Below are 13211 nucleotides of genomic sequence, written 5' to 3'. Positions count from 1 at the left end.
CTCTTACTGCATTCGTGCGCGTGGCCGTTCTAACCGGTCACCGCTTTCGTTGCGTCACTGGTCCGTCCCGGCCGGTTGTGACGCCCGGGTCAGGGCAGCGAATACCGGCTGATTCATGACGCTCTGACGCTCCAGCATTCTTGCGTACCAGGCTTGAAGCGCATCACACTCCACAGGCACCGGTAGCTTCACAAGTTTCGCAAAGACCAAACCGCCGATGACGGTGATGTCGGCCATCGAGAAAGCCTCGCCGGCGACATAGGGTTGGCTTTTCAGAACGGCATCAAAGTAGCGCATACCCCTCAACGCCTTGTCGCGTTGACGGAACCCCCACTCCGGGTTTTGATACGTCTCGACGTCGGGGCCCAGTCCCGGCGTGCCGTGATGGAAATAGACGCTGACGGCGTCGAGCAGCTCCAGCTCGGCGCGCTTGCTCATCATGTGGATCACGCCCTTTTCGCGCGGTGTGCTGCCGGTGAGCGTAGGCGCGCCGTCGAGCGCGTCGAGGTATTCGGTAATGGCGGTGTACTCGGCGATACAGGTTCCGTCATCGAGTTCGAGCACCGGCAGCGTCCCCGAATAGTTCTTGGCGGCGATGAAGCCGGGCTTTTTGTGCTCCCCCTTGTAAAGGTCGACCATCACGAACTCGACGCATGATTGCAGCTGCTTTTCAGCCAGCGCGATGCGGACGCGTGTCGGATACGGCCCTGTCGGGAACTCGTAAATCTTCATCACTGGCACCTGGGTTGCTTCGAAATTGACGGTACTGGAAGTCATTGCCGGTTCGCTCCATAGTCGGTTGCATTGGATTGGGCCTTGTAAAGACACGTCACTCACGCCCCTACCTAACGTTTGTTAGGTTAACAATAGAAGGTACAATGAGCGGTGTCAACACCCATTTCCTGTTTGCGGAGGCTGAAGCAGTGAGAAATGACGCGAGCTCAAACTCGAGGGAGAGAATCCTGGCGGCCGCCACGAGGCTCGCGCAGGCGCACGGCTATGGCGGTTTGAACTATCGTGATCTTGCGGACGAGGTTGGTATCAAGGCCGCGAGCATCTACCACCACTTCGAAAGCAAGGCTGATCTCGGCGCCGCGGTAGCGAGGCGTTACTGGGAGGATTCCGCGGCGGCTCTCGATGACATGCTGGCCAGATCGCAGGATCCGCTGCACTGCCTGCGTCACTATCCAGACACATTCCGCAAGGCGCTTGAGACCGGCAATCGCATATGCCTTTGCAGCTTCATGGCCGCCGAAACTGACGACTTGCCGGATGTCGTGATGAATGAAGTCCTGACCTTTGCCGACGTGAACGTCGCGTGGCTGAGCAAGGTTCTGTCCGCAGCGGCGGTGGTCGGTTCCCGGGAGAGCAAACAGCGCGCTCGCGCTATCTTTGCTGCCATCGCCGGCGCTCAGCTCATTGCGAAGAGCCGTTCTGATATCTCTCTCTATGACGCACTCATCGAAAGCTATCGAAAAGCTGGACTTTTGCCCGCATGAGGCGCAGGGCCTGCCGGAAAAACCGGTACGAGAGACGACCACCTGAGCCGTCCACGATGGCTTGCGCACGAACGGTGGAGCGTCAGCTGCGCGCTCGACAGCGGACCGACGCTGCTACGCCGGCCCGAGCCCGTGTCGGAGGGTATGCACGCGTCTCTAGAATATCGTGCGAAGTCCGACTGCCACGCCCACCTGATTGGTGCGGCCAATGGTGTTGGTCGGAATGCCCTCGCCGTTGACCCCGCCCGGGTAGTCGGCGGAGAAGGCGCCTGTGCCGCGCGCGAAGTCCGTGATCCCGTAGACTTCCGTGCGCTTCGTGAACGAGTATTCGGCGAGAACGGTAGCCGATTGGTTTATCCCCCTGCCGAGGGTGCCGTCGAGCAGTTCTGCGTTGCGCGTCTGCCCGTAGTAGTAGGCGAACGTGAACAGCAGCGCAGGCATGGCGTGCCAGTTCGCACCGATGTACCAGGTGTCGTCGATACGGTTGGGGCTGCCGCTACCCTTCAGTGTCGGCGCGCCAGATTGCTGCATATAGCTATCAGTCAAACCAGTCCGGTCCTGCCCCCGCAGCCAGCCGGCCAGCAGGCGGATGTCGTGGGTGATCTGAAACGCGCCGCTGATGTGCAGGAAGTTGGTCTTGGCGCCATTGATCGAGCTGCCGACACTGGTGCCAACCGAAGAGCCAGTCGCAGACGTCGGAACGGAGACCTGCTGGAAGCCTGCGTTGAGCATGGCTGGGCCGTATGTGTAAGTCAGTTCCACGGCATAGGTGGCGCCGAGACCGAGCGCGCCCGGCTGGTTGCCAAAGCCGTAAAGGGCATTGATATCCAGGCCATCGAAGCTGCCCTTGTACTTGACCGAGTTGTTGACTTCCAGGTAAGGGCCGATGCCGTTATACATCCAGCTGTTTTGCCAATAGTTGCCAACGGTCAGCGGGTCGAAGATATCGCCCAAGGTGTCGTAGGCCGGCGCATATTGCCTGCCAAAGGTCAGCGAGCCCCACGTTTTGTTGGACAGACCCACGAAAGCTTGCCGACTGAACAGTGTGCCGGGCACGTGTAGCTGCCCATTGAACGCTTCGAAGCCGTTCTCGAGGCGGAAGATTGCGGACCAGCTGTCGCCCAGATCCTCACTGCCCCTCAAGCCCCAGCGGCTGTGGGTTTCCGGGCCGGACGTCATCGCAACCTGATCATTGCCACCCGGGCCAGCATTCGTCTGATACCGAATGGCTTCATCGACGATGCCGTACAGCGTGACCGAGCTTTGTGCGAATGCCGACGACGCCGCTGCAGCGAACAGCGCGCCAGTGGCACTAAAAATAAGTATTTTTTTCATTGGCAATCCACAGTAATTGATGGGTAACTGGGAAAGTCTTTTCGCGCTCGAACCAAAAGGCCGTGAACGGGAGCGTAGCGTGTCATTTCATTGCCGCACAGCTATTCGTTACAGGGTGTTGTTTATCTGCTGTGCCGGGATAGGTAGGTGCAAATCGTCTGATAACTCTATGTTCGGGAAAACGACCTGGCTGTTGGGCCTCGATGCGCCGCGCCGCTTTGAGCACGAGGCAAGCTATTCAACGCTGCGGCAGTGGAGCTATAGTGTAAAGAATGAATTAAGCGAAACAATACTTTCTTCTGTTGCGCGGTTCACAGGATTTGGCTTTCTGCGAGAGTTCGCCGCAGGATCGAGTCCAGCCTCACACGACCGCTCGCGTACTCGATGGGACCACCCGGCCGGCTTCTGCGCGTCCGACTTGCTACACTGCGGTGGTACTTGCGCCTGGCGCATTTCACCGCGTAAAAGACACGTCAATCGCCGTTGCCCGTCTGAAACGTCTGAAGCGTCTGAAATGTCTGAAGCAGGTCGAGGCTCTCGCAGGCGCCTCCGGGAGGGACCCGGTGCCGCACTCCCGAGATTGGCCCGGAGGTTCATCATGTTCACGACATTTTCCCGCCTGTCGAGAACCGTCCTGGTTGTGGCTGTGTGCACTGCATCGACAGCAGCCTTTGCCAGGCACGCGAGGCAGCCAGAGGTGCCCCCAGAATCGATTTCCTCCCTGTTACTGAGCGACGACGAACGCATTGAGTACTGCGCAGAGATGCACCGCGCGTCGACGCTCGACGAACGTCGGATGGTCGTGGAGCGCATGCGCAGTACGCTCATTCCCCGCGCAAAAGCGCAAGATCTCTCCCTCCCGCGCTGGTTGCTGGAAGGACGTCCGATGAACGGGTTCGGCGGCCCCAATGGCGTCATACCCGGACTGGATTGCGAATCGGGTATCAGCAGACCCCACGCACATGCCGTCGCGCCTGCGCGGCAGGCACCCGACCACAAGACGCCCCCCACTGAGGCGCCGCCCAGCAAGACGCCTGTTCAGGAGATCCCAGCCAGCGACATACCGGTCGGACACGACCGCGGTATCGCCTATGTCACGGGCGGCGTGGGCGAGGATGAAGCCACTACGCTTCGCAGGCTCGCGCCCGGCTATAGCATGCGGGCAACATTCACCACCGCATCGGGCGAGTACCTGTCGGGTGTCGCCGTGCAGATATTCGGGTCCAACGGGAAGGTCGTCTTTGCCGGCACATCGGCCGGCCCCTACCTGTTCGCGCGGCTGCCCCCTGGCCACTACCGCGTCGTTGCCACATTCGACGGCGTGGAGCGGACTCGCGCGCTCTATGTTCCCACCCGCGGCAGCGTCCGATTCACACTGACATGGTCGACGTCGCGCGCGGCTTCGTCCAGCTGAGTTCTCCGGACGTGCCGCCTGCCGCGAAGGCGCGGATGACCACTGATCCTGGACAGCAGCCAGCAGCCGCCCGTGGGGCGGCCATATCGGGGGAACGGCGAAGCCGCACCCTCGCGCAAACGAAAGGGCGGCCCGCCAAAGGCCAGGGTTACTGACCCACTTCCTTGATGGTCAATGCGTTCTTGACCGAGGTCACGCCGGCAACGCCCTGTGCGACTTGAGCGGCCTTGTCGACCTGCGAGGAATCCGGAACGGTGCCTTCCAACGTCACCACGCCACCGCGAGCGCGAATCACAATATTTTCCGGCTTGATGTCCTTCGCGTGATCCAGTGCGGCACGCACTTTCTTTTCCAATGCGTGGTTGGCCTGCTTCGACGTTTGCGAAGTGGCAGGCGCCGTGCCTGTATCGTTCCCCTGCGCCCATGCGCTGACCGAAGCGGCGACGATCAGTGCGCCACCAGCCAGCTTGATTGCCTGAATACCCTTCATTCTCTTTCTCCTTTTTCAGAGTTACGACGAATCCGAACAGTGGTCTCACAGAGACACTAACGGAACGCAGGAAAACTAATGCAGCTGCGCCGACAGGTTTGTCAGGAAGCTCAAGGCCACCGCATGAATTGTACGAGGATGCTCAATTCTTCGCCGCGCCGGCGGCCGGCACGGCCCGCACGTTTTGCGCGGTAGCGCGGACAGAGGTCGGCCATAAAGAGACAACTGCGTCGCGAACACGAATGTGGTTGTGCGAAACCAGTCCGTCACACTCATGTCGGTGGCAGTCCCAAAGCTGCGGATACGGGCGTCATTTGGGTGGTGGGGATCTCTGCTGAATCATGCAAAATAGTCGGCATCCAGGATGCGGAGGCCGGTTGTGGGCGTGAACTTTGATTTGAATGACTTGCAGGCGTTTCGGGCGGTGGTGGAGCTGGGAAGCTTCCGAAAGGCCGCGGAGGCGGTGAGCATATCCCAGCCAGCGTTGAGCCGTCGGATCGACAAGCTCGAGGAAGCGCTCGGCGTGCGTCTCATCGAGCGCACCACGCGCAGCGTCACGCTCACCACCGTCGGCCGCGTGTTCGCCCAAAGCGCAGAACAACTGCTCGATGATCTTGACGTCGCGCTGCTCGGCATTCGCGATGTTTCATCGAGCCACTTGGGTCATGTGACTATCGCGTGCGTGCCTTCGGTGGCGTATTACTTTCTGCCGAGCGTCATCGCGAGCTATCATCGCCGCTTTCCACGCATCCGGGTCAAGCTCCTCGATTCGAGCGCTAACGAGGTGCTTGGCGCCGTCATCAGCGGCGAGGCTGATTTCGGCGTGAGCTTCATGGGCAGTCAAGAGTCCGAGATCGAGTTCAAAGTCCTGCTGCAGGAGCGGTTCGTTGCTGCCTGCCGCCGCGACCATCCGCTTGCACGCAAGAAGCGCGTGACCTGGGACGAGCTCTACGAACACGACTACGTCTCGGTCGACAAGACTTCCGGTAACCGCCTGTTGCTCGACCAGGCGCTCACTGCCGTGGCGCCGCGAGCACCGAGCGTTTGCGAGACCCGGCACGTGACGACCATGCTCGGATTGATCGAGGCGGGGCTCGGCGTCGCCGCCGTGCCCTCAATGGCCATGCCCGGACATGACCATCCAATCCTCACGAGCGTGCCGCTCGTCGAACCGGTGGTGAAACGACGCGTGGGAATCGTAAGACGGCGCGGACGGCCGCTCACACCGGCTGCACAGGAGTTTCACCGGACGATCATCGAGACGAAGCGTGCCGGCGTCGCACGCAGTGATGTCGTGGGCAACAGCGCGACGACGGCGAAGACGAGAAGGAAGACCGCATCGTGAGGCTGGCTGAGACAAGCCTTCCCATGGTTCTGCCTCAATGGGCGGAGACGGAATCGAGCCCGGTCGATCTCACTTCGGCTTGCACATCGGGCGATGCGAGATAGTCGAGGAGCGCCTTCGCTTCCTTCGGATGCTGCGCGCCCACGGGGATGCCGCCGGCGAAACGCGTGACGGACTGCAGAGACTCGGGAATCTTGCCAACGAACGTTGCCCCCTGGACGGGCAGCAATTCGCTCACCTGCTGGAAGCCGACTTCGTAGTCACCGTTCGCCACCACCGACGCCACTGGAATGCGCGGAATCATCTTCGCTTTCGACCTGACCTGATCCTCGATACCGAGCTTCCTGAACAACTCTCGCTCGATATAGACGCCGCTCGCGCTGTCCGAGTAGGCAATCGACTTCGCATGCAGCAAGGTCTGCCTGAGGCCTTCCGTCGAGCCGATGTCGGGCTTTGCCGCACCTTCACGCACGACCATGCCGATGCGCGAATCGGCCAGCTCGACCCGCGATCCGGGAATGACCTTGCCTTGCTTGATCAGGTCGTCGAGTGCGTAGCCGACCATGATGACGACGTCCGCAGGCTCGCCACGCTCGAGCCGGTTGGGGATCGCTTCGGGCGATTTGCCCATCGACGGGCCGAGCGCGGTGTCGAGCGTGTTGCCCGTCTGGGAAGCGAACCTCGGGCCGAGCACCTTGTACGCAGCGGTGAAGCCCCCCGAGCTCATGACGTGCAGATCGGCGGCCTGCACGTTCGCCGCAGCGGCCGAGGTTGCGACGAGCGCTGCCGCGCAAAGTTTCAGAAGCAGGTTTCTCATGGTCGTGGTCGTGCTGGGTTGCGATGCGAGCGGGGGAAACGCATCAGTGCGCCGGCGTCAGTGTCACTGCGCGGCGGCGATAGAGCGCGAACGTCGCCAAAAGGGCGCACGCTGCGGCCAGGCTCATCCAGTAGCCGGGTGCGGCCTTGTCGCCGGTCATATGAATGAGCGCCGTCGAGATCGCCGGCGTGAAGCCTCCGAACACGGCCGTAGCGAGACTGTAGGCGAGCGAGAAGCCAGCAACGCGTACCTGCACCGGCATCACTTCCGTGAGCGCGACGACCATCGCGCCATTATAGATTCCGTACATGAAAGAGAGCCAAAGGAGGACGAGCAGCATGTTGACGAAGCTCGGCGCGTGAGCGAGCAGCGACAGGGCCGGGTATGCGGTCGCGATAGCGAGCACCGTCATGCCGACGAGGAGCGGCCGGCGGCCGATCTTGTCGGAGAGTGCCCCGCCGATCGGCAGCCACACGAAATTCGACACGCCGACACAGAGCGTCACGAGCAGACTGTCGGCGGTGCTCAGGTGCAGGACCGTCTTGCCGAAGGTCGGCGCGTAGACGGTGATGAGATAGAAGCTCGTGGTGGTCATCGCCACCAGCATCATGCCGGCGACGACGACGGCCCAGTTCTGGACCAGCGTGCCGAATACTTCTTTCATGCTCGGGCGATGCTGGCGCGCCTTGAACTCCTGCGTTTCCTCCAGATTGCGACGCAGCATGAAGATAAACGGCACGATCATGCAGCCGACGAAGAACGGTACGCGCCAGCCCCACGCGGCGATGGCCGGTGCGCTCAGCCACTGGTTGAGCGCAAAGCCGAGGCCCGCAGCGACGACGATCGCGACCTGCTGGCTCGCCGACTGCCAGCTCGTGAAGAAGCCCTTGCGGCCGGGCGTGGCCATCTCGGCGAGATACACCGACACGCCACCCAGTTCGGCGCCCGCCGAGAAGCCCTGTAGCAGCCGCCCGAGCAGCACGAGCGCGGGCGCGAGAAGTCCGATCGTCGCATAGCCCGGTACGAACGCGATCAGGATGGTGCCGCTCGCCATGATGGAAAGCGTAGCGATGAGGCCCTTGCGGCGGCCGACGTCGTCGATGTAGGCGCCGAGCACGATGGCGCCCAGCGGCCGCATCAGGAAGCCGGCACCGAAGACCGCGAACGTCATCATCAACGAGGCGAACTCGCTCCTGGCGGGAAAGAAAACGTTGGCGATCTGCGTGGCGTAGAAGCCGAACAGGAAGAAGTCGAACTGCTCGAGGAAATTCCCGCCTGTTACGCGGAAAACCGCGGCGGCCTTTGAATGTCTGGTCGAAAGGTTAGACGAGGGGTCCATCGAGGTGTCTCCTGAATTCTGGAACATACGCGGCGTTCCGGTCGATTGTGGCTTTCGCCATATTCGCCCGGAGCCGGCAAAACGATAAGTGCAATTTTCTGAACGATTGATGTTCTGTGGTTATCAATCGATGTCGAAGCCGCCGCGACCTTTCGTGCCGCGGCCTCGACTCAACTGGCAGTGGTCAGGGATCCGACGACCAGTTACGCGGCGGAGAGGGAGTGTCGCCGCCACCCGGTTACCCGCGAGAGAGCAAATTGACTTCGGTTGAGATCCTTACCCCATGTGAAGCCCACCATTCAGCGAGAAGTCCGCTCCAGTCGAAAAGGCCGCTTCATCGCTGGCGAGCCACGAGACAATTGAAGCGATCTCATTGGCTTCTCCGAGGCGCCTGACTGGAATGCTCTGGACGATGGCATCAAGCACTTCGGGACGAACGGCCCGAACCATATCCGTCCCGATGTACCCGGGGGATACCGTATTCACCGTGATGCCCTTTGTCGCGACTTCCTGGGCAAGCGCCATCGTAAAGCCATGAATGCCTGCCTTCGCGGTCGAGTAGTTGGTCTGGCCGAACTGTCCTTTTTGTCCATTCACGGAGGAGATGTTGATGATGCGCCCCCATCCCCTTCCGACCATCCCGTCGATGACCTGCTTGGTCACATTGAAAAGACTGGTCAGATTCGTGGCAATGACTTCGTTCCAGTTCTCACGTGACATCTTGCGAAACACGCCGTCTCGCGTAATGCCCGCGTTGTTCACCAGCACATCGATCTCGCCGATCTCCTTCTTTACCTTGGCGAAGGCGACCTCAGTTGATTCCCAGTCCGCGACGTTGCCCTCCGAGGCGGTGAAGGAAAAACCGAGTGCAGCCTGCTCGGTCAGCCACCGCTCGCGACGCAATGAATTTGGCCCACAGCCGGCGACTACGGTAAATCCGTCGTTATGGAGCCGCTGGCATATTGCGGTTCCGATTCCGCCCATGCCCCCTGTTACATAAGCAATTCGCTGTGCCATTGTTGCCGCCTCCCATGCGCTACGTTGGTAGATCGAAACGCTTTCAGGTACAGCTACGATGAGTCGCGTTTTACACGCACTCGAAAATCGCGTTAGAACTGTTGGACAACTCGCGAAAACTCGAAACTCATTGCTTTACATGCTGATACGGGCGCTTTGCATAACCATCCGCTCTTGCGCGAACGCGAGCGAAGCGAAGGTTTAAGGCGTTGCCCCTGGCGACGGGCCATGCTTTACAAACCCCCGGATTACCTCGGCTGCTCTCAGGTTTCCGCGCTCCTCCAGCTTCCTGGCGAGTGCGCGCGTGAATATTTTCAACTCCTCAGGTCCGTGCGCGGCCTCGAACTGAAGAAGGGTTTCCCTGATGGCTGCCTGCATGCTTTCTTCATGCATCATGCTTGCGATGTGGGAAGCACTTCGCGCCAGTTCCATATCATGCTCGATCAACCACTGCCTATCCGCCCTGTAGCGACCTGTCGTCATATCCGCACCTTTCGCACTAGTTGTTCGAGACGCGTTCTACTCGAATGTCGACGGGAAGCCAGAGCTGTTCACGCCTATTGGTTCACTCAAAATTGCTCCGACCGCAGCGAATCGAATTCGTCGCGGCAAAGATCGCTGAATCGGTTGAGAATGTCGATCGAGCCATCGGCGAGCATTTCGCGCAGTTCGACGAAAGTTTTCTCCGGGGCATCATAGGTGTCCACAATCTTTCGCCCGATCTGATCGGCTTCAATGGAAACCTCGGTGGAGGATTGGACACGCATGCGACTTATCTTAGCGAACAGACTGACGAGTGCGGTAACGTCCGGCTCTTTGTGCTGTAGCGCGTGGACATAGCATTGCGATGCCTGCTCGATGAATTCTCTATAGAGGTCCTGTCGGCGGATGCGGTCGTGCGCGAGCCACTCTGCCCTTGCCTGCGTTCGTTGAGTAACAAGAGATGTCAGGCCGCCAATCGCTGCACCGAACAATGCCGCTGTAGCTGATAAGAGTGTTGCATTCATCGTATTCAATTGGCGACGGGCCGCCTGCCCTCCAATGTGTTTGCCAGGACATTGCAGGTCCACGTGCAGTCGGTCGGCAGCGGCATGTGATCCAATAGCCTTAAGCGCCTCGCCTTCACACTCCCTTCTGTGGTACGCGCACACTCGCGACTGCGCGCCTGGCATGCGACTCCGCCATGACACCGCTCTCTACCGGGACACCAGCAAAGACTGTTAATGACATTACATTCAATATTGATCGTTGTGTCAATTATGCGCAAGACACTCGACCCTCTCAAGAAATCAATTTTCTGAATGTCTGCTGCATCATTGGTGTTCCCGGACAACCTGTGGGCGAGTGGCACTGCCTTCACTAACCTCGAAGAACGCCGCGGCGTGATCAATAAACGCTCTAACCTTCGCTGGCAACATCGCGCGCCCTATATACGCCAGCCGGACCTCCGCCGCGGTATCCGCGATCTCGAAGTCTTCCAGCAGTCGAATGAGTCGTCCCGACTTGATGTCTTCTTCCACGAGCGCGATGGGAAGCAAACCGATGCCCAATCCCTCCAGAATGACGTCGCGGTTAAAGATCGGATTGTTCGACGATATCTCGTAGTTGATCGGGACGGCGATCTTCTCCTCTCCTGTCCGAAACGTGACAAACGGCTTGTGCATTGACGGCGGAACCGTCACGAATGCATGTTGCTCGAGATCAGCAGGATGCCGTGGCCGAGGATGCGTGCCAAGGTAAGCTTCCGTTGTCACGATGACGAGCGGTAACCGCTGCAGAAGCCGTGTCACTGCCAGATCCGTCGCCAGCATGAATGGCAGCACGATACCCAGATCGTAACCGTCGGCCGTCAGGTCAACTGGCCGCTCAGTCAGCGTGATATCGAGCGTGACATTTGCGTGTTTCCGTCTGAACGACGCAATCAACGGCGGCAGCCACGTCAGGGCGGCCGTCGTGTGCGCAACCAGTCGTAACACTCCCGTCGGTAGCCGGCCGTGGTCCGCGGCGCTCGCTTCCATGCAATCCAGATCGTCGAGGACGCGGCAACACCCGTCGTAGAAGCACTCCGCAGCTTCCGTCAACGAAAATTGTCGAGTCGACCGGTGAAACAGTCGCGCCCCGAGGCGCTCTTCCAACGACGCAATCGCACGGGAGACGACCGAGGGTGACAGGCCCATCATTTCGCCAGCTCGCCGAAAGTTTTTGACTTCGACGATGGTGCGGAAAAGGCGCAAACTTTCGATATATTCCATCGTTGAGATAAACCAGGTGTCTCTGTTACGGCATTGCCGGTCGCGCTGAGGACATCGTCTTGTGACGTCTGAATCGCGAACCGATGACTACGGACCGCGAACCTGGCCTTTGACCGTCTGCGTGTTGCACATCCTGACGAACTGAAGCCCATCAGACAGGCTCATCAGAGCGACCGCGAGCGCATCAGCGCCTCCAGACCATAGCCTGTCGGCATCAGGCACGAACGTCCGCAAGCAGTTGCTGATATGGAAGAGCGTCTCGTGCCGCAATACATCAAGACGCTCCCCGAACAAATTATCTTGACGCGCGAGAAGTTGCGCTTCGATCCAAAGGGGGAAGCAATCGCTGTCAAATTCCCCATTGCCGTAGCAGGCGATCGCGCGTGCCAGCATCTCTTTGGGCGTGCCGCCCATTTCAATGAAGGCCTGCATGTTCTCGCGGGCCAGAACTGCGTCGCGCTGCAACAGCTCAACCAGCACGTCCCGTTTGCCGCGGAAGTTCGAGTAGAAGGCTCCGCGTGTGTAACCCGCCGCCCCGGCAATGTCCTCCACGCTCGTAGCGGCCACGCCCTTCTCAAGGAAAACGGTTCTTGCAGCGTCAAAGAGGCGCTCGCGGGTCTGCCGCTTCCTTTGTGCGTGTGTCAAACGTTCGTGCTTCATGATGTAGCACTGGCGAGCGACGCCTTCTGCGTTCACCGGAACCGAGGCGCGCCAGCGGCGGGTTCTCAATGAGTCAACACACGTTCGGATCGCTCTATTTGTATATTAAACTCACTTCTGATTTTTTCGTCAATCATAAAATTGAGGGCGTGAGCGAAAGAGATAGTGGCGTCAGGCAGCCTCGACTTCATTGGTCGACCGGGCGAGTTCGATCTCGCCCAGATAGACGCTTTCGCCCAGCTGACAGTCACGCGACGCATCGCCGAAGTCATGGCGTACCTCGATTCGATAGCGCCCGCTGTCTTTGGCCAGTCCTGCGAACCGGAAGTCGCCAAACGCGTCCGTGACGGTATCGGCAACCTTCTGGCCGCCCGTATACAACGCGACTGCGGCCGAAGCCACGCACTCGTCTACCTGCCCCACCCGTGCGCTGACGCTGCCGCCAATAAAGCAGGTATCCCAGCGTTCGAGGCCGCGATACCACACCCGGGGCTTTGTCTTGAGTTTGGGCTCCAGAACCCTGAGCCCTTCGCGTCGCGCTTTGTGTGCCATTGCAGCGTCATCGAGCCTGATGGTTTCGAAAACACCGGTAGGACATGACTGCCCGCATCGCGGCTGTTGCCAACCCTCGTCCAGCAGATGCGCGTCGAAGATCCAGATCTGTGGCAGTTGCAGTGCCTCGTTCCAGACGATCGCCCTGTACGGACAGGCTTTCACGATGTCCTTTCTGCCCCTGGCCTTCTCCGGATCGATGATGACGATACCGTCGGCGCGTTTGCGGATCGCATCGCCACCCACTCGCATGCATGGCGCGTCGTCACAGTGATTGCACATGACCGGCAGGTACGTCGTCTCGACCATGTGCGAGTCGCCCTGGACCCGGCGCAGGATGCGGATGGGGCTTTCGGCATCGACCGCTGCGGGTGCCGCGTACCCGGGAAAGTCGTTGCCCACGTGCTCGTCTCTCGCAGCGATCACGCAGTTCTGGCAGTTCTCACATTGCCCGACGTTGATAACCAGATTCCACTTGCTCATCGTGTGCT

The 13211-nt window shown here is 60.0% G+C and carries 14 protein-coding genes; 3 read left to right on the top strand and 11 right to left on the bottom strand.

What is annotated here, in order from left to right; genetic code table 11:
* Positions 1-54: 54 nt before the first annotated feature.
* Complete coding sequence (locus AB3X99_RS24605) at positions 55-777, bottom strand: glutathione S-transferase (RefSeq protein ID WP_368618427.1); 723 nt, start codon at positions 775-777, stop codon at positions 55-57.
* Positions 778-923: 146 nt separating this feature from the next.
* Here AB3X99_RS24605 and AB3X99_RS24600 point away from each other — a divergent pair, with 146 nt between their 5' ends.
* Positions 924-1499, top strand: coding sequence for a TetR/AcrR family transcriptional regulator (locus tag AB3X99_RS24600; protein WP_176732930.1), 576 nt, complete (start codon positions 924-926; stop codon positions 1497-1499).
* A gap of 156 nt (positions 1500-1655) precedes the next feature.
* Here the strand turns inward: AB3X99_RS24600 and AB3X99_RS24595 are convergent, their stop codons facing one another.
* Positions 1656-2834, bottom strand: a complete 1179-nt coding sequence (locus tag AB3X99_RS24595; RefSeq protein WP_368618426.1) for a porin — start codon at positions 2832-2834, stop codon at positions 1656-1658.
* Positions 2835-3432: 598 nt separating this feature from the next.
* Between AB3X99_RS24595 and AB3X99_RS24590 the strand changes: the two genes are divergently transcribed.
* Positions 3433-4248, top strand: a complete 816-nt coding sequence (locus tag AB3X99_RS24590; protein WP_368618425.1) for a hypothetical protein — start codon at positions 3433-3435, stop codon at positions 4246-4248.
* A gap of 148 nt (positions 4249-4396) precedes the next feature.
* On the opposite strand, the gene AB3X99_RS24585 is transcribed toward AB3X99_RS24590, so the two are convergent.
* Entirely contained in the window at positions 4397-4738 is a 342-nt protein-coding gene (locus AB3X99_RS24585) for a BON domain-containing protein (RefSeq protein ID WP_368618424.1), read from the bottom strand.
* 379 nt (positions 4739-5117) lie between these two features.
* Between AB3X99_RS24585 and AB3X99_RS24580 the strand changes: the two genes are divergently transcribed.
* Positions 5118-6083: a LysR family transcriptional regulator gene (locus AB3X99_RS24580; RefSeq protein WP_368603023.1), complete on the top strand. Its 966-nt coding sequence runs from the start codon at positions 5118-5120 to the stop codon at positions 6081-6083.
* A gap of 34 nt (positions 6084-6117) precedes the next feature.
* Here the strand turns inward: AB3X99_RS24580 and AB3X99_RS24575 are convergent, their stop codons facing one another.
* The 8 genes from AB3X99_RS24575 to AB3X99_RS24540 form a co-directional block, all read right to left on the bottom strand.
* Positions 6118-6900 (bottom strand): substrate-binding domain-containing protein, encoded by a 783-nt coding sequence (locus tag AB3X99_RS24575; RefSeq protein WP_368603022.1) that lies wholly within the window; start codon positions 6898-6900, stop codon positions 6118-6120.
* A gap of 43 nt (positions 6901-6943) precedes the next feature.
* Entirely contained in the window at positions 6944-8239 is a 1296-nt protein-coding gene (locus tag AB3X99_RS24570; protein ID WP_069266316.1) for an MFS transporter, read from the bottom strand.
* A 276-nt stretch (positions 8240-8515) separates the two neighbouring features.
* Positions 8516-9256: a 3-ketoacyl-ACP reductase gene (locus AB3X99_RS24565; RefSeq protein ID WP_069266315.1), complete on the bottom strand. Its 741-nt coding sequence runs from the start codon at positions 9254-9256 to the stop codon at positions 8516-8518.
* 201 nt (positions 9257-9457) lie between these two features.
* Positions 9458-9739, bottom strand: coding sequence for a hypothetical protein (locus tag AB3X99_RS24560; protein ID WP_368618423.1), 282 nt, complete (start codon positions 9737-9739; stop codon positions 9458-9460).
* 86 nt (positions 9740-9825) lie between these two features.
* On the bottom strand, positions 9826-10263 hold the full coding sequence (locus AB3X99_RS24555) for a hypothetical protein (RefSeq protein ID WP_368603020.1): 438 nt from the start codon (positions 10261-10263) through the stop codon (positions 9826-9828).
* A 306-nt stretch (positions 10264-10569) separates the two neighbouring features.
* A complete protein-coding gene (locus tag AB3X99_RS24550; protein WP_069266312.1) occupies positions 10570-11508 on the bottom strand; it encodes a LysR family transcriptional regulator in 939 nt (312 codons plus the stop codon).
* An 87-nt stretch (positions 11509-11595) separates the two neighbouring features.
* Positions 11596-12168 carry a TetR/AcrR family transcriptional regulator gene (locus AB3X99_RS24545; protein WP_368618422.1) on the bottom strand — a complete coding sequence of 191 codons (573 nt, stop codon included), beginning with the start codon at positions 12166-12168 and terminating at the stop codon, positions 11596-11598.
* 171 nt (positions 12169-12339) lie between these two features.
* The gene (locus tag AB3X99_RS24540) at positions 12340-13203 is read right to left on the bottom strand and encodes a 4Fe-4S dicluster domain-containing protein (protein ID WP_368618421.1); all 864 of its coding nucleotides are present in this window, start codon (positions 13201-13203) and stop codon (positions 12340-12342) included.
* Positions 13204-13211 lie beyond the last annotated feature (8 nt).

Origin of the sequence: Paraburkholderia sp. BR10882 (assembly GCF_040948855.1) — a bacterium.
Lineage (GTDB): Bacteria > Pseudomonadota > Gammaproteobacteria > Burkholderiales > Burkholderiaceae > Paraburkholderia > Paraburkholderia nodosa_A.
Note: the sequence above shows the minus strand (reverse complement) of the source record. Positions and strands in the feature narration are given on the sequence as shown.

What these genes read in the sequence shown, in the direction of transcription:
- AB3X99_RS24605 (WP_368618427.1), bottom strand. Translation starts at nt 777, where the DNA reads ATGACTTCCAGTACCGTCAATTTCGAAGCAACCCAGGTGCCAGTGATG.
- AB3X99_RS24595 (WP_368618426.1), bottom strand. Translation starts at nt 2,834, where the DNA reads ATGAAAAAAATACTTATTTTTAGTGCCACTGGCGCGCTGTTCGCTGCA.
- AB3X99_RS24590 (WP_368618425.1), top strand. Translation starts at nt 3,433, where the DNA reads ATGTTCACGACATTTTCCCGCCTGTCGAGAACCGTCCTGGTTGTGGCT.
- AB3X99_RS24585 (WP_368618424.1), bottom strand. Translation starts at nt 4,738, where the DNA reads ATGAAGGGTATTCAGGCAATCAAGCTGGCTGGTGGCGCACTGATCGTC.
- AB3X99_RS24575 (WP_368603022.1), bottom strand. Translation starts at nt 6,900, where the DNA reads ATGAGAAACCTGCTTCTGAAACTTTGCGCGGCAGCGCTCGTCGCAACC.
- AB3X99_RS24570 (WP_069266316.1), bottom strand. Translation starts at nt 8,239, where the DNA reads ATGGACCCCTCGTCTAACCTTTCGACCAGACATTCAAAGGCCGCCGCG.
- AB3X99_RS24565 (WP_069266315.1), bottom strand. Translation starts at nt 9,256, where the DNA reads ATGGCACAGCGAATTGCTTATGTAACAGGGGGCATGGGCGGAATCGGA.
- AB3X99_RS24560 (WP_368618423.1), bottom strand. Translation starts at nt 9,739, where the DNA reads ATGACGACAGGTCGCTACAGGGCGGATAGGCAGTGGTTGATCGAGCAT.
- AB3X99_RS24555 (WP_368603020.1), bottom strand. Translation starts at nt 10,263, where the DNA reads ATGAATGCAACACTCTTATCAGCTACAGCGGCATTGTTCGGTGCAGCG.
- AB3X99_RS24550 (WP_069266312.1), bottom strand. Translation starts at nt 11,508, where the DNA reads ATGGAATATATCGAAAGTTTGCGCCTTTTCCGCACCATCGTCGAAGTC.
- AB3X99_RS24545 (WP_368618422.1), bottom strand. Translation starts at nt 12,168, where the DNA reads ATGAAGCACGAACGTTTGACACACGCACAAAGGAAGCGGCAGACCCGC.
- AB3X99_RS24540 (WP_368618421.1), bottom strand. Translation starts at nt 13,203, where the DNA reads ATGAGCAAGTGGAATCTGGTTATCAACGTCGGGCAATGTGAGAACTGC.